Annotated in this window: 16 protein-coding genes; 7 read left to right on the forward strand and 9 right to left on the reverse strand. The window is 74.7% G+C overall.

Features of this window, described 5'->3' with window-relative positions; genetic code table 11:
* Window positions 1-34: 34 nt before the first annotated feature.
* Together OG946_RS35380 and OG946_RS35385 are read left to right on the forward strand one after the other, a co-directional pair.
* A complete protein-coding gene (locus OG946_RS35380) occupies window positions 35-688 on the forward strand; it encodes a TetR/AcrR family transcriptional regulator (RefSeq protein WP_326800017.1) in 654 nt (217 codons plus the stop codon).
* A gap of 227 nt (window positions 689-915) precedes the next feature.
* Entirely contained in the window at window positions 916-2,094 is a 1,179-nt protein-coding gene (locus OG946_RS35385; RefSeq protein WP_326800018.1) for an acyl-CoA dehydrogenase family protein, read from the forward strand.
* Window positions 2,095-2,170: 76 nt separating this feature from the next.
* On the opposite strand, the gene OG946_RS35390 is transcribed toward OG946_RS35385, so the two are convergent.
* Window positions 2,171-2,563, reverse strand: a complete 393-nt coding sequence (locus OG946_RS35390) for a hypothetical protein (protein ID WP_326800019.1) — start codon at window positions 2,561-2,563, stop codon at window positions 2,171-2,173.
* A gap of 238 nt (window positions 2,564-2,801) precedes the next feature.
* Here OG946_RS35390 and OG946_RS35395 point away from each other — a divergent pair, with 238 nt between their 5' ends.
* From OG946_RS35395 to fxsA, 4 genes are all read left to right on the forward strand, one after another.
* Window positions 2,802-3,242 (forward strand): Lrp/AsnC family transcriptional regulator, encoded by a 441-nt coding sequence (locus OG946_RS35395; RefSeq protein ID WP_018835479.1) that lies wholly within the window; start codon window positions 2,802-2,804, stop codon window positions 3,240-3,242.
* 40 nt (window positions 3,243-3,282) lie between these two features.
* On the forward strand, window positions 3,283-4,968 hold the full coding sequence (locus OG946_RS35400; RefSeq protein ID WP_326800020.1) for an amidohydrolase: 1,686 nt from the start codon (window positions 3,283-3,285) through the stop codon (window positions 4,966-4,968).
* A gap of 631 nt (window positions 4,969-5,599) precedes the next feature.
* Window positions 5,600-6,367 carry a polyprenol monophosphomannose synthase gene (locus OG946_RS35405; RefSeq protein WP_326800021.1) on the forward strand — a complete coding sequence of 256 codons (768 nt, stop codon included), beginning with the start codon at window positions 5,600-5,602 and terminating at the stop codon, window positions 6,365-6,367.
* Window positions 6,368-6,370: 3 nt separating this feature from the next.
* On the forward strand, window positions 6,371-7,000 hold the full coding sequence (fxsA, locus tag OG946_RS35410; RefSeq protein ID WP_326800022.1) for an FxsA family membrane protein: 630 nt from the start codon (window positions 6,371-6,373) through the stop codon (window positions 6,998-7,000).
* 175 nt (window positions 7,001-7,175) lie between these two features.
* Here fxsA and OG946_RS35415 read toward each other — a convergent pair whose 3' ends face one another.
* On the reverse strand, window positions 7,176-7,550 hold the full coding sequence (locus OG946_RS35415; RefSeq protein ID WP_026276152.1) for an RNA polymerase-binding protein RbpA: 375 nt from the start codon (window positions 7,548-7,550) through the stop codon (window positions 7,176-7,178).
* A 233-nt stretch (window positions 7,551-7,783) separates the two neighbouring features.
* Window positions 7,784-8,575: a membrane protein YczE gene (gene yczE, locus OG946_RS35420; RefSeq protein WP_442814576.1), complete on the reverse strand. Its 792-nt coding sequence runs from the start codon at window positions 8,573-8,575 to the stop codon at window positions 7,784-7,786.
* Between yczE and OG946_RS35425 the strand changes: the two genes are divergently transcribed.
* On the forward strand, window positions 8,574-10,085 hold the full coding sequence (locus OG946_RS35425; RefSeq protein WP_326800024.1) for an SCO1417 family MocR-like transcription factor: 1,512 nt from the start codon (window positions 8,574-8,576) through the stop codon (window positions 10,083-10,085). The two genes, yczE and OG946_RS35425, sit on opposite strands and share 2 nt — an antisense overlap.
* A 171-nt stretch (window positions 10,086-10,256) precedes the next feature.
* Here OG946_RS35425 and OG946_RS35430 read toward each other — a convergent pair whose 3' ends face one another.
* The 6 genes from OG946_RS35430 to OG946_RS35455 all read right to left on the reverse strand — a co-directional run bounded on the left by OG946_RS35430 (window position 10,257) and on the right by OG946_RS35455 (window position 17,194).
* Complete coding sequence (locus OG946_RS35430; protein ID WP_326800025.1) at window positions 10,257-11,819, reverse strand: hypothetical protein; 1,563 nt, start codon at window positions 11,817-11,819, stop codon at window positions 10,257-10,259.
* Window positions 11,820-11,864: 45 nt separating this feature from the next.
* Window positions 11,865-12,059 (reverse strand): hypothetical protein, encoded by a 195-nt coding sequence (locus OG946_RS35435; protein WP_326800026.1) that lies wholly within the window; start codon window positions 12,057-12,059, stop codon window positions 11,865-11,867.
* Window positions 12,060-12,239: 180 nt separating this feature from the next.
* Entirely contained in the window at window positions 12,240-13,610 is a 1,371-nt protein-coding gene (locus OG946_RS35440) for an ABC transporter ATP-binding protein (protein ID WP_326800027.1), read from the reverse strand.
* Between the two features lie 172 nt (window positions 13,611-13,782).
* The gene (locus OG946_RS35445) at window positions 13,783-15,423 is read right to left on the reverse strand and encodes an alkaline phosphatase D family protein (RefSeq protein ID WP_326800028.1); all 1,641 of its coding nucleotides are present in this window, start codon (window positions 15,421-15,423) and stop codon (window positions 13,783-13,785) included.
* 98 nt (window positions 15,424-15,521) lie between these two features.
* Window positions 15,522-16,100: an ATP-binding protein gene (locus OG946_RS35450; RefSeq protein ID WP_326800029.1), complete on the reverse strand. Its 579-nt coding sequence runs from the start codon at window positions 16,098-16,100 to the stop codon at window positions 15,522-15,524.
* 188 nt (window positions 16,101-16,288) lie between these two features.
* The gene (locus OG946_RS35455; RefSeq protein WP_326800030.1) at window positions 16,289-17,194 is read right to left on the reverse strand and encodes a serine hydrolase; all 906 of its coding nucleotides are present in this window, start codon (window positions 17,192-17,194) and stop codon (window positions 16,289-16,291) included.
* Window positions 17,195-17,260 lie beyond the last annotated feature (66 nt).

Consider the following 17,260-nt stretch of genomic DNA (forward strand, 5'->3'; position numbering starts at 1 on the left):
CTGTTCGCTATCCTCCGGACAGGAAGGAGCGCAGGTGACACACGACGACGCGACGAGCCGGCGGCGCCCGGCCGGCGCCGGGCTGCCCCTGGTCGGCGGGCCGCCGGCGGAGCGCGCGGACGCCGCGCAGAACCGCCGCAGGATCCTCGCCGCCGCGGCCGCGATGGTCGCCGAGCGCGGCCCGGACGCGCTGTCCATGGACGAGGTGGCCAAGGCCGCGGGCGTCGGTGTCGGCACCGTCTACCGCCGCTTCGGCGACCGGGCGGGGCTGGCGTACGCGGTCATCGACGACCGCGAGGTGCAGTTCCAGGCCGCGTTCCTCCAGGGCCCGCCGCCGCTCGGGCCGGGGGCGGCCGCGCCGGAGCGCATCCGCGCCTTCCTGCACGCCCTCGTCGACCGCACCGAGGACCAGCTCGGGCTGCTGCTCGTGGCCGAGATGGACTCCGCCGACGCCCGGTTCACCGAGGGCTCGTACGAGCTGTACCGGCAGCACCTCGCACTGCTCGTCGGCCGGATCCGGCCGGAGGCCGACGTGCGCTGGCTCGCCGACGCCCTGCTCGCCCCGCTGGCCGCCAATCTCTACGGCTATCAGCGCCGCACCGGCGGCATGAGCGTCGCCCGCGTCAAGGCCGGCTACGACGACCTGCTCGCGGGCCTCGCCGCCGACGGCGGTGCCGCCGCCCCCTGACACCGGAACCCGCCCCGGCCGGTGGCCGGTTCGGTGCGTACCCCGTCTGTCTCGGCATACCGCCGATCGGGCATACTCCCCTTCACCGCAGCCTGACATGCCGGCTCGCCGCAATCCGGCGGGGCAGCATCGGGCTGCACGAACACAACGGGCGGCGCCGCCATATCCCGGCCGGTGCCGCCGTCGACAGCGCCGTACGCGCGCCCGGCGAAGAAGGAGTGCACCGCATGGCCGTACGTGGTCCGCTGCCCGTGGAACGCGAGCTGCCCACCGAGGAGTCACGCGACCTGCTGGCCCTCGTCCGCGAGCTGGTCCGGCGGGAGATCGCTCCCGTGGCCGCAGAAGAAGAGGAAGCGGGCCGCTTCCCCCGGGAGTTGTTCACCACCCTGTCGCAGTCGGGACTCCTCGCGCTGCCCTACGCGGCCGAGTACGGCGGCGGGGAGCAGCCGTACACGGTCTACCTGCAGGTGCTGGAGGAGTTCGCCGCCGCCCGGCTGACCGTCGGCCTCGGCACCTCCGTGCACACCCTCGCCACCCACGCGGTCGCCGGCTACGGCACCGAGGAGCAGCGCAAGGAGTTCCTTCCGGCCATCCTCGGCGGCGGCCTGCTCGGCGCGTACTGCCTCTCCGAGCCCGCCTCGGGCTCCGACGCCGCCGCCCTGACCACCCGGGCCGTACGCGACGGCGACACCTGGACCCTGGACGGCACCAAGGCGTGGATCACCCACGCCGGCGTCGCCGACTTCTACACCGTCCTCGCCCGCAGCGGCGGCCCCGGCGCCGGCGGCATCACGGCCTTCCTCGTGCCCGGCGACGCCCCCGGGCTGACCGCCGCGCCGCCGGAGAAGAAGATGGGCATGAAGGGCTCGCCCACCGGCCTGCTGCACTTCGACGGAGTACGGATCCCCGACGCGCGCCGCATCGGCGAGGAGGGGCAGGGCTTCGCCATCGCGCTCGACGCCCTCGACTCCGGCCGGCTCGGGATCGCGGCGTGCGCGATCGGGGTGGCGCAGGGGGCGCTCGACACGGCGCACGGATACGCGCTGGAGCGGCAGCAGTTCGGCCGGCCCGTCGCCGACTTCCAGGGGCTGCGCTTCCTGCTCGCCGACATGGCGACGCAGATCGCGGCCGGGCGGGCGATGTACCTCGCCGCCGCGCGGCGGCGCGACGCGGGCCTGCCCTTCGCCCAGGACGCCGCGATGGCCAAGCTGTTCTGCACGGACGCGGCGATGCGGGTGACGACCGATGCCGTGCAGGTGCTCGGCGGCTACGGCTACACGGCCGACTTCCCCGCGGAGCGCTACATGCGCGAGGCGAAGGTGCTGCAGATCGTGGAGGGCACCAACCAGATCCAGCGCGTGGTCGTTGCGCGGCACCTGCTGGGCGCGGAGACCGACCGGGGCTAGGGGCCGGTCCGCAGCGCTTCGGGAGCGCGGGACGGGGCCGGGGCGCGGGCGGGTGCCGCGGGGCGGCGTGCGGGCGTTACTTGCGCCGGCGCATCCCCGGCAGCCGCCGCCGCACCGGGTCGTTCCCCGGGCCGCCGACGTGCGAGAAGGGCTGGCGGCGCCAGTCGAGGCCCTCGGGCAGCGTGAGCAGCACGGCGGTGTCCTCGGCGCGCGCGTCCAGCCGCGCGTCCTCGGGCACCGCGGCCGACAGCGGGCTGCCGGAGCCGGTGCACACGGTCAGGCCGAAGGGGTTCGCCGGGGTCACGCGGGCGTGCTCGGGGAGCACGTCCTCGCCCTCCAGCAGGGCGATGGGCTGGACGCAGTCCGGGCAGAGCACCCGGAAGATCAGCGAGGTCTCGGCGTAACTGCCGCCCTCCTCGTCGTCGACGGCGTCGGGATCGACGAGTTCGACATGCTCGGAACGGCGCATGCTGCTCCCCCTCAGGTTGGGCCACCTGGACGGTCACGTGGTGGTCTCGACCACAGCAAGGATTTCCCTCGCTGTCATCCGAATAATCGTCCGCAGGGTCCCCCTCGCCCCCCGATGGACTGTGGCCTTCGTCACACGCCACCGCGTGCGCCCCGTGCGCCCCCGAAGGCGCCCTCCCCGGCCGACCCGGCGGCCCCGGATGTACCTGACCGCCGCAAACGAAGTAGGTTGATGCGTTGTGGAGGAGTTGGACAGGCACATCGTGGAGCTGCTCGTCAGAGACGGGCGGATGAGCTATACGGACCTGGGCAAGGCCACCGGCCTGTCCACCTCCGCCGTGCACCAGCGGGTGCGGCGGCTGGAGCAGCGCGGCGTGATCCGCGGCTACGGCGCCATTGTCGACCCGGAGGCCATCGGCCTGCCGATGACCGCGTTCATCTCGGTCAAGCCCTTCGACCCCAGCGCCCCCGACGACATCGCGGACCGGCTCGCCGAAGTCCCCGAGATCGAGGCGTGCCACAGCGTGGCGGGGGAGGAGAACTACATCCTCAAGGTGCGCGTCGCCGCCCCGGCGGAGCTGGAGGACCTGCTCGCCCGCATCCGCTCGCTCGCCGGCGTCTCCACCCGCACGACCGTCGTGCTCTCCACGCCGTACGAAGCCAGGCCGCCGCGCATCTGACGGCGCGGCGCCCCCGATCCGAATCCGAGGCACCGCAGCCGTGACCGCCGACAGCCCCGCCGCCCGACCCGCGGAACCCGCGAACTCCGCGCCTTCCCGGGCCGGTTCCGCCCGCCGCACCGTGCTGCTGCGCGGCGGCACCGTCCACAGCCCCGCCGACCCGTTCGCCACCGCCATGGTGGTCGAGGGCGACCGTGTCGCCTGGGTCGGCTCCGAGGGAGCGGCCGACGGCTTCGCCGACGCCGCCGACGAGGTCGTCCACCTCGAAGGCGCCCTTGTCACCCCGGCGTTCACCGACGCGCACGTGCATGTGACCGCCACCGGACTGGCGCTGACGGGGCTCGACCTCTCCGGCGCCACCGGGCTGGCCGACGCGCTGGCCAGGATCCGCGCGCACGCCGCCCGACGTCCCGCGGAGCGGGCGCTCATCGGCCAGGGGTACGACGAGACCGGTTGGCCCGAGGGCCGCCCCCCGACCCGCGCGGAACTCGACGAGGCCGCCGGCGGCAGGCCGCTCTACCTCACCCGCGTCGACGTCCACTCCGCCGCCGTCAGCACCGCCCTGCTCGACCTGGTGCCCGGCGTCGCGGACCGCGACGGCTACGCCGCCGACGCGCCGCTGACCCGCGACGCCCACCACGCCGTACGCCGCGCCGCGTACGCCGCCATGTCGCCCGCCCAGCGCGCCGCCGCGCAGGGCGCCGCGCTCGACCGGGCCGCGGCCGTCGGCATCGGCTCCGTGCACGAGTGCGCGGGCCCCGACCTCAGCGGCGAGGACGACTTCGCGGCGCTGCTCGCGCTCGCCGCCGAGCGGCCGGGGCCGCGGGTGACCGGCTACTGGGGCGAGGCCGTCACCGGCCCCGCGGACGCCCGGCGCCTCCGCGAACTCGGCGCCTTCGGCGCGGCCGGCGACTTCTGCGCCGACGGCTCCCTCGGCTCACGTACCGCCCACCTGACGCAGCCGTACGCCGACCGCCCCGGGCACCGCGGCAACGGCTACCTCGACTCAGCCGCCGTCGCCGCCCACGTCGCCGCCTGCACCGAGGCGGGGCTCCAGGCGGGGTTCCACGCCATCGGGGACGCCGCCGTGGCCGCCGTGGTCGACGGCGTACGGGCCGCGGCCGAGCGGGTCGGCCTGGACCGCGTACGGGCGCTGCGGCACCGCGTGGAGCACGCGGAGATGCTCACCCCCGAGACCGTCGCCGGGTTCGCGGAGCTGGCGCTCACGGCGTCCGTGCAGCCGGCGTTCGACGCCGCCTGGGGCGGCGAGGAGGGCATGTACGCGCGCCGGCTGGGACCGGAGCGGGCGCGGGCCCTCAACCCGTACGCGGCCCTCCTGCGCGCCGGTGTGCCGCTCGCCCTCGGCTCCGACGCCCCGGTGACCCCGCTCGACCCCTGGCGCACCGTCCAGGCCGCCGCGTTCCACCGCACGCCCGAGCACCGCATCTCCGCCCGCGCCGCCTTCACCGCCCACACCCGCGGCGGCTGGCGGGCCGTCGGCCGCGACGACGCCGGCGTGCTCGTGCCCGGCGCGCCCGCGGACTACGCCGTCTGGGCGGCCGGCGACCTCGTCGTACAGGTGCCCGACGAGCGGGTCGCGAACTGGTCGACCGACCCGCGCTCCGGCACTCCGGGCCTGCCCGACCTCACGCCCGGCGCGGAACTGCCCGTGTGCCTGCGTACCGTCGTGGCCGGAAACACCGTCCACCCGGGGCCGATCGGGTGAGTTAACGATCTTCGATAGGCCGAACGAAGGCCGTCCCGGGCGTGGGACCGCGGCCTGATTTCGGGACTGACCAGCCGCTTCGGCAAAACGCCACAGGTGACACGGCTGTTGACACGCAACGGGCAACGGCGGGTAGTTTCGGCCGAGTCCACCACAGGACGTCCGGCTGGATCACCTCCGCGCAGTCGTGGAACGCTCTGGGCCACGGATGGTGTGCCGCACCGGCGCCCCATCGCAGGCAGCCAGGTCCAGGACTCCGGCACGGGGGCGAGGGAGGATGGCATCCGTCGGGCTGGTGTGACCCCGGGTGGGGCCCGGACGCTCAGTAGACAACGGCCCTCGGTCGATCCGCAGCCAGCGGGTCCCAGGTCGGACCGAAGGGCGCCGGGCCCGACCCGCAGCGGCGACGGCCGTGCGGGCACGGCCCCGCGAGCCACCGGCCGCCACTCCCGATTCCCCTTCCTCCGCGGTCTCCGCGACCGTCCGGGTCATGTCCCCGGACCGTCCCGCGGTACCGTTGCGCACCGCCTCGGTGCCGGACTCCGCCGGACTCTGGCTATGGTGGGCGTCCGTCCCGTGCGGCCGTGTGCGTGCGTGGACGGCTCGAGCGGGAATTGCGGAAGGGACGGCAGTGACAGACGGGGTTCAGGGGCGCTACGGCCCGCTGGGCAGGATCCTGGTGATCATCCCCACGTACAACGAGGCCCTGAACCTCGAGTCGATCGTCTCCAGGGTGCGGGCCGCGGTGCCGGATGCCGACGTCCTGGTCGTCGACGACAACAGCCCGGACGGCACCGGGAAGCTCGCCGACGAGCTGAGCAACGACGACGCGCACGTACACGTGCTGCACCGGGCGGGCAAGGAGGGCCTGGGCGCCGCGTACCTGGCCGGCTTCGCCTGGGGGCTGGAGCGGGACTACGGCGTCCTGGTCGAGATGGACGCCGACGGCTCGCACCGGCCGGAGGAACTGCCCCGGCTGCTCACCGCGCTCAAGGGCGCCGACCTGGTACTCGGCTCCCGATGGGTGCCCGGCGGCCGGGTGGTCAACTGGCCCAAGTCCCGGGAGTTCATCTCCCGCGGCGGCAGCGCCTACTCGCGGCTCTGGCTCGGGCTGCGCATCCGGGACGTCACCGGCGGCTACCGCGCGTTCCGCCGGGAGACCCTGGAGGGCATCGGGCTGGCGAACATCGCCTCGCAGGGGTACTGCTTCCAGGTGGATCTGGCCCGGCGGGTGGCCGACGCCGGCTACCACGTCGTGGAGGTCCCGATCACCTTCGTCGAGCGCGAGCGCGGCGACTCCAAGATGAGCAAGGACATCTTCGCCGAGGCGGCCTGGCGGGTGCCGGCCTGGGGCGTACGGTCCCGGCTGGGGCGGATTCTCGGCCGCAGGCACACTTGAGTCATGAGCGATCGCATTCCGCAGCCGTACGAGGACCCGGCAGGCTCCGACGACCGGGGGGCGGGCCCCGGCGGCCCGGGCCGTCGCAACGGCCCCGGTGACGGCCGCGGCCGTCCGCCGCGCAGGCGCCGGTCGCTCGCCCGCACCCTGGCCCCGCTGGGCGTCGCCGCCTGGGCGTTGCTGGAGCTGTGGCTGCTGATCATGCTCGGCTCCCAGATCGGCGTCCTGGGCGTCTTCGCGGTGCTGGTGGGCGGGCTGATCCTGGGCTCGGTCGTCATCAAGCGGGCCGGCCGGCGGGCCTGGCGCTCGCTCGCCGAGCAACTCCAGCGGCAGCAGCGCGGCGAGGCGCCGGAGCCGGACCGCGCGCGCGGCTCGGGCAACGGGCTGACGATGCTCGCCGGGCTGCTGCTGATGGTCCCGGGCCTGGTCACGGACGCCGCGGGGCTGCTTCTGCTGCTGCCGCCGGTACGGGCGCTGGTGCGCCGGAGGCTGACCCGGGCGATCGAGCGTTCGGCCTCCGGAAGCGATCTGGGACAGGCGTACACACAGGCGCGCATCCACCGCCCGGACGGCAAGGTCGTCCAGGGCGAGGTGATTCGGGACGAGGACGAGGACCGGCCGCCGGAGCGCTGAGCCCCGGCCACCGGTCCTCGCCCGGCCGTCCGTCACCTCAGGCCCGGCCGCCTTCGCGGCGTACGCGCCCGGAGGTCACTGTGCGCCGTCCACCGTTTTCGGGCACCCGGAAGGGCCCGTCCCACTGCGGGACGGGCCCTTGCCGATGCCGTTCGTCCGGAAGCCGCGCCGCGCCTCAGGCCGACTTGCGGCTGTCGCGTGGATGCACGGCGATGTTCATCGCGCCGGAGCGCAGTACCGCGAGCCGCTCGGCCAGGACCTCTTCAAGCTCGTCGCGGGTGCGCCGCTCCATGAGCATGTCCCAGTGCGTCCGGGCGGGCTTGACCTTCTTCTCCTCCGGTCCCTCGCCGTCGACGAGCAGCGCCTGCGCGCCGCACGTCTTGCACTCCCACTCCGGCGGGATCTCCGCCTCGACCGAGAACGGCATCTCGAACCGATGGCCGTTCTGGCATGCGTACTCCACCGCCTGGCGCGGGGCCAGGTCGATGCCGCGGTCCGTCTCGTAGCTGGTCACCACGAGTCGCGTGCCGCGAAGAGCTCGCTCACTCATGAATCGTTGCCTCCCGGGCTTGTCGCCCACAGGACAGGTGTCGCTGTCGTCGTCATCCGGTCAACGTCCGGTCGGCGATGAAGATTCCCGTTCCGGGACATGCGTCGCCCGTCGTGCCGCCCCATTGCTTCTACCCACAGGCGTCCGCTTTGTCACATGTGACGGAGATGTCACCGACTGATTTCATCTCACTGCATGCTGTAACGGTCCGCCTGCCGAGCCGGAGGCGTACACTACCGCTCCGCGCCAGGCGGCACATAATTCACCTCGCGGGTGTCGCGTCGCACTCCGCCCCGCCGGGCCGTCTCCGGCCCGGTCTGCGCCGGTTCCGGGATCGCGAAGACGCGCAGGAAGTACTGGGCCAGGGGGCCGATCGCGAGGGCGTAGACGACCGTGCCGGCGCCGACCGCACCGCCGAGCGCCCAGCCGGAGGCCAGCACGGTGATCTCGATCAGGGTGCGCACCAGCCGGACGGACAGGCCGGTGCGCCGGTGCAGCCCGGTCATGAGGCCGTCGCGGGGGCCGGGGCCGTAGCGGGCGGAGATGTACAGGCCGGTGGCCACGCCGTTGAGGGCGACGCCGGCGAGCATCTGCGGGATCTGCAGGGCCAGGCCGTGCACGTCGGGCAGGACGGCGAGCGAGGCGTCCATGGCGACGCCGATCACCACCACGTTCGACACCGTGCCGAGCCCCGGGCGCTGCCGGATCGGTATCCACAGCAGCAGCACCGCCGCGCCGACCACGATCGTCGCGACGCCCATCGACCATCCGGTCTGCTTGCCGAGCCCCTGGTGGAAGGTGTCCCACGGGTCGAGCCCGATCCCGGCGCGCACCATCAGCGCGCAGCTCAGCCCGTACAGCGTCAGGCCGACGTACAGATGCGCGAGCCGGCGGGCCGTACGAGATCCCCTCCAGCGCGACAAGACTGGCTCCCCTCTGGTCCTGTTGGATGGCTGCGTGCCACTATGTGGACTGGGCTTGTGCAGGTGATATGGCCAATCGGGGAAAGGTGGCCTGGTTCTCATGGCGGAATGGACGTCGGCCGTCGGTGCGGTTCAGCTCGCGCGCCTGCTGCGGTCGCAGGAGAGCGCGGGCGCCGTGGCCCTCGACCGGCCGGGCCGCCGCCTGCCCGCGTACCGCGCCCTGGCCGACGGCGTGCGCCTGCTGGTGCTCGAAGGGCGCATCCCGGTGGCCACCCGGCTCCCCGCCGAGCGCGAGCTGGCCGCCGCCCTCGGCGTCAGCCGCACCACCATCGCCGCGGCGTACGAACACCTGCGCGCGGCCGGCTTCCTCGAATCCCGCCGCGGCGCCGGAAGCTGGACCTCCGTGCCGGCCGGGCACCCGCTGCCCACCCGCGGCCTGGAACCGCTGCCGCCGGACGCCACCGGCTCGATGATCGACCTCGGCTGCGCCGCGCTGCCCGCCCCCGAGCCCTGGCTCACCCGCGCCATGCACGGCGCACTGGAGCAACTCCCGCTCTACGCCCACACCCACGGCGACTACCCCGCGGGGCTGCCGGGCCTGCGTGCCGCCATCGCCGAGCGGTACACCGCCCGCGGGGTGCCGACCATGCCCGAGCAGATCATGATCACGACCGGCGCGATGGGCGCGATGATCGCCCTGTGCCGGCTCTTCGCCGGCCGCGGCGAGCGCATCGCGGTGGACTCGCCGAGCTACGCCAACATCCTGCAGCTCATGCGCGAGGACGGCGCCCGGCTCGTGCCCGTGGCCATGGGCGAGGGGCTGACCGGCTGGGACGTCGATACCTGGCGGCAGACCCTGCGCGACGCCGCCCCGCGGCTGGCGTACGTCATCCCCGACTACCACAACCCCACCGGCGCCCTGGCCGACGACGACCAGCGCCGCGCGCTCGTCGACGCCGCCCGCCGCGCCGGCACCGTCGTCGTCGCCGACGAGACGATGAGCGAACTGCGCCTGGACGACACCGGCGAACGCCCCCGGCCCGTCGCCGCATACGACCCGGCGGGCTCCACCGTCGTCACCGTCGGCTCGGCCAGCAAGGCGTTCTGGGCGGGCCTGCGCATCGGCTGGGTGCGCGCCGCGCCCGAGGTGATCCGCAGCCTGGTCTCCGCCCGCGCGTACGCCGACCTCGGCTCGCCCGTGGTGGAGCAACTGGCCACCACCTGGCTGCTGGAGGGCGGCGGCTGGGCCGCGGCCACCGGCCTGCGCCGCTCCCAGGCGCGCGCCAACCGCGACGCGATCGTCGCCGCCCTGCGGCGCCATCTGCCCGACTGGGAGTACACCGTGCCGCACGGCGGGCTGACCCTGTGGGTGCGCACGGGCGGTCTGTCCGGCTCGCGGATCGCCGAGGCGGGCGAGCGGGTGGGGGTACGGATCCCGTCGGGCCCGCGGTTCGGCGTCGGCGGGGCCTTCGAGGGGTACGTGCGGCTGCCGTTCACCGTCACCGGGGCGGTCGCGGAGGAGGCGGTCGGCCGGCTCGCGGCGGCGGCCCGCGCCGTGTCGGAGGGCGGTGGGCCCGTGGCGGCGGAGCCGGCGGGGGCGTTCATCGCCTGACGGGCCGGTCACCGGGGAGGGACGGGGGCGCGGGAGGGACCAGCGCTGACGACCGCGATCACGCGTGGGCGGTGCGGACCGGCGGGGCCGGGACCCGCACCCGCCTGCTGGTCCGGCCGCCGAGGGCTGGCCGGCGCCGTGGATACCGGCCGTGCCGGCCGGTGCCGTCCGTCAGCCGCCGGCCTGGGCCGCCGCCGTGCCGGCCGCGGAGCCGTCGGCCGGCGGGTCCGGCAGCAACTCCAGCACCGCCCGGCGCAGCGCCTCCGGCGTCTCGCGGTGGTGCGGGTCGGGCGTCGCGGGCACCTGCAGCCGGTGCACCTCACCCTGGCCGAGGCGTACGTAGCCGCGCCCGGGAGGGACCTCGTACACCGGCGTGGTGTGCGGCGGGGCGCCGAGGACGGAGGCGACCTGCGCCGCCGAGGCGGGGCCCAGCACGACGCGGGCGCGGGTGTGGTCCCGTACGGCGGGCCCCAGGGAGGCGGCGCAGTCGAACTGGTCCGCCACCACCACGGTGACGTTCGCCCTCCGGCCGTGCCGCAGCGGCACCTCCAGCAGCCCCTGCGGATCCTCCTGCCCGGCCGCGGCGGCCAGATGGCTCAGGGCCGCGGGCCGGTCCACGACGACCCACAGCGGCCGCGGCCCCGCCGCCCGGCCGCCGTCCGCCGCGTCGCCCCCGGCGGCGACCGGGCGCTGCAGCCGGCGCTCCGTCTCCTCCGCCGCCCAGCGCAGCAGCGCCAGCGCGCCGGCCACCGTGGACTCCACCCCGAGCACCCCGGGACGCCCCGCCAGGAGGGCGAACTCGCCCGCGCAGCCGCCGTCGACCACCAGCACCTCGCCGTGCGGCAGCGCCTGCAGCGCCAGCGACCGCAGCAGCGTCGTCGTGCCGGTGCCGGGCTGGCCGAGGGCGAGCAGATGGGGCTCGGTGGAGCGCGGTCCGGTACGCCACAGCACCGGCGGCTCGTCCCGGTCGCCGTCCTCGGTGCGCACCGGCAGCGTCCGCCGCACGCCCTCGGCGTCGGTGAAGCCGAGCACCGACTCGCCGTGCGCCGTGACGTAGGGCTGCGCGCCGATATCGGTGGGCAGCGGGTCGAGGACGGCGAGGTCGAGGCGGTTGTCGTCCTCGTGCCAGTCGAAGAGGTACTCGCGCCCGCGTCCGCACTTGGCGTACAGCAGTTGCTCGATGCGCGCCCGGGACTCCGGCTCGCCGTCGCGGAAGTACGGCGGGTAGCGCAGCCGCAGCGCGGTCAGCCGGTCGTCGCCGTCGAACTCGGCGTCGCCGAAGACCTGCTCGATGTCGCCCTCGTGGGCGTAGAGGGGGTGCGGGTCGTCGCGGGAGGAGAAGTACGGCACCAGCGCCTCGTACAGCGCCGCCAGCCGCTCCTGCCGCCGGGCCGCCGCGTCCGCTTCCTCCGCCGGGTCCTTCTCCCCCCGGTCGCGGCCGGCCCACACCGCCGCGGCCAGCAGCGCCACGGCGGCGGCGAGCGGCCCGTACGGCATCAGGTACACCAGCAGCAGGCAGGCACCGGCGAGGAAGGCCGTCGGCCCGCGCCGCTCCTTCGGGGTCGCGCTCCAGCGCCGCCGGGCGGCGGCCGCGAGCCGGCCCGCGCCGCGGGTCACGACCACCACAGGACGCAGCACGTCCGCGGCGCCGTCCGCCGCCGTCCTGGCCGGCTCGCGGCCGCGGGCCGCCGGGGGCGTCTCGCGGCCGAGCAGCCGGGCCAACGGTCGTCGCATCGTCGGGTCTCCGAGTCCTGGGTGCGGGACGCCGGCGGGGGCGCCCTAGAGCTTGATGCCGCCCAGCAGGCTGGCCAGGCTCTGGCCGCCGGCCTTGATGCTGGGTGCGATCGCGGTGCCCGCCAAGTAGAACCCGAAGAGGGCGCAGATGATGGCATGGGACGGCTTCAGCCCGTCCTTGCGGAAGAACAGGAAGACGATCACTCCCAGCAGGACAACGCCTGAGATCGACAGAATCACGGAAATCTCCAGGGGCGACGGAGCCGTCAGAGGTCGTTTGCCAGCCTGGCAGTGAGATTTACCGAAGAAAAGCGGCAATTGGGTGATTTACCCCATGCTCACCCGAGTGGCCGGAGAGCGGTCGCCGCCCCGCGCCGGCCGTGCACCGGCGGGCGGGCCGCGCTGCCCGCGCGGGCCGCGTCACTCGTCCAGCCGCGGCTGGTGCGCGGGCGCGGGGCAGACGCGGCGGCCCTGCTGGTCGAAGACGTACAGGTGTTCCAGGTCGATCAGCAGCGGCACGTGCGTGCCGGGCCGGACCTGGACGTCGGGCCCGGTCCGTACGACGAGGTCGCCCCCGGCGATCGCGGCGCGCTCGGCGCTCTGCGGCGGCGCGGCCGGCACCGGGGGCTCCTCCAGCACGCCCACCGCCCCCTCGCCCCGGTCGTCCTGGCCGAGGCCGTGCAGATGGGCCACCGCCCTGTCGCGCAGCCGCCCGAGGACCGTGCCCTCCTTGTTCTTGCGGTGGCCGCCGGGCGCGGTGTCCGTACGCGGACCTTCCAGCGCCGGTACGAGGGCCGCGCGCGAGCCCGTGTTCAGATGCAGCAGCGCCTCGTGGCCCAGGTACTCCACGTGCTCCACGATCCCGCTCATCGCGCACTCGCCGGCGCGCGCCAGCGACGGCCGGGCGATGCGCACGGCCTCGGAGCGCAGGCCGACGATCACCGGCCGGCCCTGCTGGATGCGGAGCATCTGGTGGTCGGGGGAGAGGGGTTCGGGCGGCACCAGGCTCTGCCGGCCGAGGTCGATGGTCATGCGGCCGGGCAGCGGGGCGTGCACGACGGCTTCGAGGAGGTTGATCCGCGGGGTGCCGATGAACGCGGCGACGAAGATGTTCTTCGGCAGCGCGTACGCCTCGCGGGGCGAACCCACCTGCTGCAGCACGCCGTCGCGCATCACGGCGATCCGGTCGCCGAGCGACATCGCCTCGGCCTGATCGTGCGTCACGTAGACCGTGGTGACCGCCAACTCGCGGTTCAGCCGGGCGACTTCCGCGCGCAGGTGGTTGCGCAGCTTGGCGTCGATGTTGGACAGCGGCTCGTCCATGAGGAACGCGGTGGGCTCCCGCGAGATCGCCCGGCCGATCGCGACGCGCTGCCGCTCGCCGCCGGAGAGCTGCGCGGGGTAGCGGTCGAGCAGATCCTCGATGCCGAGCAGCCGGGCGGTGGCGTCCACCCGCGGGCCGACGTCGCCGCGGGCCTCCAGCTTCAGCGGGAAGCCGATGTTGTCCCGGTTGGTCATCCGTGGGTAGAGGGCGAAGTTCTGGAACACCATCGCCATGCCGCGCTGCCCGGGCGCCAGTTCGGCGGCGTCCTCGCCGTCGAGCAGCAACTGCCCCTCGGTGACGGACTCCAGTCCTGCGATCATGCGCAGCACGGTGGACTTGCCGCATCCGGAGGGGCCGAGCAGGACGACGAACTCGCCGGGCTCGATGTCGAGCGAGAAGCGGTCGACGGCCCGGATGCCGCGCTCGTAGACCTTGGTGACGCAGTCCAGTGATATCGCACGTGACATGGTGTTTTGTTCCATTTTTCGGCGACAAGGATGCGGTAGACGTGCACAGTTGGATTACGGGCCCCGAAAGATAGCGAAGTTCACCCGGGCTGGGAACGCCTCGCGCAGGCCGATGCGCAGGCCGGCAGGCGAATCCGCCGGAACGGGCCTGCGGCCGCCCGTACAGGGGCAGTTACAGCAGTTCCCGCTCGTCCGCCCGCACGAGCCGGGTGCCGCCGCCCTCCTCGCGGGCCTGCTCCAGCCGCAGCCGGGCGGTGTCGCGGCCGCCGAGGGTGAGGGTCATCAACTGGTTGCCGAACCACGGGCCGCCGGTCTTGCGCCACTCGATCGGCGGCGCGGCGAGCCGGCCGTGCCGGGCGAGGACCCGGCCGAGGAGCCGCCCCGCACGGCTCCAGCCGAAGCGGAAGCCGGCCCTGATGGGGGCGGGGACGCTGTTGTGCATCGGCGAGCAGGTGAGCTGCGCGACCACCGGCCGCGGGCCCCCGGGACCGGCCGCCTCCGGCCACCGCGGCTCGGCCACGTAGGCGTGGTGGACGTCGCCGGAGAGCACCAGCACCGAGGCCGGCGCCCGGTCGGCGCGGCCGACCTCGGCGATGAGGTCCGCCAGTTCGGCGAAGGACCGCGGGAACGCCGCCCAGTGCTCCAGGTCTGCACGCCGCCGCAGCTTCTCGCCCAGCCGCGCCCAGCGCGCGCCCCGCTCACCGGCGCACAGCGCCGCGTTCCACCCCTCGGCGTTGTGCACCGCGGGCGGCAGCAGCCACGGCAGCGACGTTCCGATCAGGAGGTGGTCGTACGCGCCCGGGTCGGCCAGCGCCTGCCGGCGCACCCAGTCCATCTCGTCCGGGTCGACCAGCGCGCGGCTCTTCTCCTCCAGCACCCGCGCGGCGCGCGAGTCGACCATCAGCAGCCGGGTGCGCCCGAGGTCACGGCGGTAGCTCCAGCGCACGGCGGCCGGGTCCGCGTCGGCGCGCTCGGCGAACTCCCGCAGCAGCTCCGTGCCGTCGCCGGCCTCGCGCACGGCCGCGTAGAGCGGGTCGGCCGCCAGCTCGTCGGGGGAGAGGTTGCCGAGGTGCTGGTAGACCCAGTACGACATCAGCCCGCCGAGGATCCGCTCGCGCCACCAGGGCTCGGCGCGGATCGCCTCCAGCCAGGAGGCGGAGGTGTTCCAGTCGTCGATCACGTCGTGGTCGTCGAAGATCATGCAGGAGGGCACGGAGGCCAGCAGCCGGCGCACCTCGGGGTCGAGCCAGGACTCGTCGTAGAGGTGGGTGTACTCCTCGTAGTCCGCGATCTGGTCGCCCGGCGGCACGTCGAGGTCGCGGCGCCCGGCGAGGTACTCGCGGGTGGCGGCGGAGGTCTCGTCCGCGTACACCTGGTCGCCGAGGAGGAGCAGGATGTCGGGGCGCTCGGCGTCCGGATCCGTGTCGAGCCGGCGCGAGAGGGTGTCGAGGGCGTCGGGCCCGACGGGGTCGTGGCCGCCGCCGGGCTTGGCGGCCCAGCGGCAGGAGCCGAACGCCACGCGCAGCGCGGCGCCGGGGCGCGGGGTGCGGATGGTGCTCGCGGGGGCGCCGGGCAGCGGCCAGACCTCGCGGCCGTCGAGGAGCACGCGGTACGGGGTGGGGGCACCCGGCGTCAGCCCTGTCACGGTGATCAGCGCGTAGTGGTGGCCGCCGACCTGCCAGGTGCGGGCGCTGCCGCCGGCGCCGTCCCCGCAGCGGACCTGGGCCTCGCACGGGCCGCCGGTCTCCACCCAGACGGTGGCGCGGGTGTCGTCGGCGTACCGCAGCAGCGGCCCGAGCCGCAGTTCCGCCATGGTCGCCTCCTCGTCCCGGTGGCCGGGCGCCACTGCGGGGGAACGCGCGGACCCGCCGGGAGGTTCCGTGGGGCGCGGCTGCTTCGTACCGGAGGCGGTCAGGCGACGGCCGGGGCGGGGTCGGCACGCCCGGGCACGAGCGACTCCAGCAGTGCCAGGCAGCGGGCGAAGGACTGCCACTCGCGATCCCGGTCGCAGTCCCCGCCGGCGCCCACGTCCGCCGGGCCGCCGGTCCCGGCGGGCGCGGTGAACCGGGACCACACGGCCTTGCCGAACGGCCCCGGGGCACTCCAGCCCCACGCGTCGCTGAGCGTCGCCACTATCTGCAGCCCCCGGCCGGACTCGGCGACCTCGTCGGCCTCGCAGGGCGCCGGCACGCCCTCGCCAGGGTCGAAGACCGCGCAGACGACCTCGCCGCCGCGGCGGACGAGGGTGAGGGTCACCGGCTGCGGCTCGGCGACGGGCAGCGGGGGGCAGCCGGGCACGCCGTGGCGTACGGCGTTGGTCACCAGCTCGGAGACGACGCACTCGACGCTGTCGGCCAGCTCGGCGAGATCCCAGTCACGCAGCGTCGCGCGGACCGTGCGCCGGGCTTCGGCTATCGACCGCGGATGGGCATCGAGGGCGCAGGCAGCGAACGCCGACGCCTCGGCCCGCTCCCCGAAAGCTGCCGCCATGCCGATTCCCCGATCGATGCTGTCGCCTTGGAACGTGCTGGTTGTTCAATGGTGAGTGATATAGACCTCCGGATGCAAGTACAGATGCACTTTCATCCGCAAGCACAGGTGCACGTCCCCCGGCAAGTCGGGCATACGGGCCGCACCGGGCCCGGCGGGGTGGATCCGAGGACGCGTCCGGCGCCCGGTCAGTCACGCAGCGCGTTCGCCGCCGTCGTCGTGTAGGTCTCCACGGCGTCGACCCCCGCCTTGTGGGAGTCGTGCCCGTCGGAGAGGACGGCGACGAGCAGGGTGTGGCCGCGGTGCTCGACGCGGCCGATGCTGTTGATGTCCCACAGCCCGGTCGCCGAGCGCGGCAGCCAGCCGTTCTTCAGCGCCGCTGCCCCGGCGTCGTCCGCCGCCGCGGACACGCCCCAGCGCTGGTCCTCGACCACCGAGGTCATCAGTTTCTCGACGTAGTGGCGGGAGTCGCCGTTCAGCGGCGAGCGGCCGTCGCCGTACACCGCTTCGAGGAGCGCCAGCTGGTCGGACGCGGTGGTCTGCGTCAGCCCCCAGGTGCGGCCGTCGCCGGGCGCGGTCTCGGTCAGGCCGAGGCGGCGGTTGGCGTCCGCGAGGCCGGAGCCGCCGCCGATGTCCGACCAGAGCGCGTCGGTGGCGTCGTTGTCGCTGCTGCGTATCATCTCCGCGGCCAGCTTCTTCTGCGCGCCGGTCAGCGTGCCGCCGTCGTCCTGGGCCTGGAGCAGCAGGGCGGCGAGGATGTCGACCTTGACGATGCTCGCGGTGTCGAACGAGTCCTTGCCCGAGGCGTACGTGGCCTGGGCGCCCGAGTCGAGGTCCGCCACGGCGAGGTCGTACGCCCCGGCCGGCTTCGGCAGCGCCTTCAGCGCCTTCGTCACGGCCTTGTCCGCGGAGGGCGCCGGAGCCGGTGCCTTCCCGGCCGCCGGTGCGTACTGGACGTAGCGCGTGCGGGGCGCACCCGCTGCCTCCGCGGTGTCCGCCACGAGGGGAGCGGAGGACGACGCGGTCGCGGCGATCACGGCGAGCGTGCCCGCGGCGACCGCCGCGGAGCGCAGCGAGGGGAGGTTTCTCGACACGCTGCCGGAGGCTAGGGGACCCGGGTGCGGAAACGACAGGGAATCAGATGAACATTCGATGAGAAA

Source organism: Streptomyces sp. NBC_01808 (genome assembly GCF_035917395.1).
Taxonomy (GTDB): domain Bacteria; phylum Actinomycetota; class Actinomycetes; order Streptomycetales; family Streptomycetaceae; genus Streptomyces.